This window comes from Actinomadura sp. HBU206391, from assembly GCF_014323665.1.
GTDB lineage: Bacteria > Actinomycetota > Actinomycetes > Streptosporangiales > Streptosporangiaceae > Actinomadura_C.
Window position 1 is genome coordinate 1 of sequence record NZ_JABVEB010000537.1, and the last position, 1,472, is coordinate 1,472.

2 protein-coding genes are annotated in these 1,472 nt (G+C 70.6%); both read left to right on the top strand.

The genetic code is table 11. From position 1 onward, the window contains the following. The coding region (locus HKK72_RS39215) for a hypothetical protein (RefSeq protein ID WP_187239423.1) at positions 1 to 579 on the top strand (579 nt) is incomplete at its 5' end. A 119-nt stretch (positions 580 to 698) separates the two neighbouring features. Continuing rightward, positions 699 to 1,472: hypothetical protein (locus tag HKK72_RS39220; RefSeq protein WP_222721699.1), on the top strand; the 774-nt coding region annotated here is incomplete at its 3' end.

The window sequence follows — 1,472 nt, forward strand, 5'->3', positions numbered from 1 at the left end:
CGGGAGCGTTACCGCGAGCAATGGACCCAGATACAGGAGAAGTTCGTCGACGATCCCGAGGCCGTCGTCGGCCAGGCCGATCGCCTGGTGACCACGGTCGCGGCCGAACGCGGCTACCCGACGGGCAGCTTCGACGAGCAGATCACGACCCTGTCCGTCGACCACGGCCACACCGTGGACCACTACCGGCGCGCTCACGAGATCGGTGACCGGGCCGGCCGGAAAGAGGCATCGACCGAGGACCTGCGGCAGGCCATGGTGCACTACCGCGCCCTCTTCGAGGACCTCCTCGGCACGCCGTCCGGGGAACGCGACCGGCAGGCCGACGGCCCACAGGCCGAAGAGAAGCGGCTCGAAGACCGGCCGGTTGAAGACGAACAGGTCAAGGATCGGCAGGTCGAAGACCGACGGGTGAACGACGAACAGGTCAACGACAAGCGGGCCCGGGAAAAGCGGGCCGACGACAAGTCGGCCGACACCGAGCAGGTCGACGAAACGCGCGTCGAAGACAGGCCCGCCGAGAACAAACGGACCGAGGACAAGAACCGGAAGTCCGACTCAACCGGAACCGAGGAGTGACCAGCATGGATAAATGGCCAGGACAAAAGTCCGATACCGAAGGCGGGCAGTCGGCTTCGAACACCTCCGCGACCGGCACCCGGAGCGACGGTGAAAAGGCACCCGTCGCCGGACCGTCCGTGACAACGGGAACGACCGCGTCCGCGGGAAGCGCCTCGGCCACGGACCGGACCGCCACCTCGAGCACGACCGAGCGCACCGGCGAGACCGACGCATCTTCCACGGCCGGGAAGCAGGCGCGGACCGGCACCCCGTCCGCCACGCCGGCGACCGGGAAGGACGACGAGGCTCAGCTCACCGAGACCCCCGCAAAGGCCGGATCGACCGGCGCCGTGGGGACGACCACCCCGTCGCAGACCTCGGCCGAGACCTCGGCCAGGACCGGAAGCACCGAGGGGGCGGAGAAGTCCGACGCGTCTCGCGCGGCCGACCGCGGGAGCGGATCCGGCACGGCCCGCACGCTCGACCCCGAGAGCGAGGCCGGCACGCCGCGTGACACGAAGACCGGTAGCCATACCGGTGGCACGACCGGTGAGAGCCGTACCGCCGGGTCCACGACCACCGCCGGGACCACCGGTGCGCACCGTTCTCCGGCGGGCGAGGACGGCACGTCCAAGACGGCCGACGACGCGAGCGTGGCCGGCGTCTCGGGCACGGACCCGGACCGGCGAGTGGCCGGCACACCCGCGTCCAAGCCGGCCGCCGCGGCGGCGGCGCACAGCACCGAGCAGTTCGTCGACTCCGGAAGGTCGGAGCGGCTCCACGAACAGTGGCGCGACATCCAGTCCGGCTTCGTCGACGACCCGCGCGACGCCGTGCGGCAGGCCGACGAGCTGGCCGGTGAGGTTTTGAAGGTCCTCACCGACAGCGTCACCGAGCGCAAGCGGAAGCTC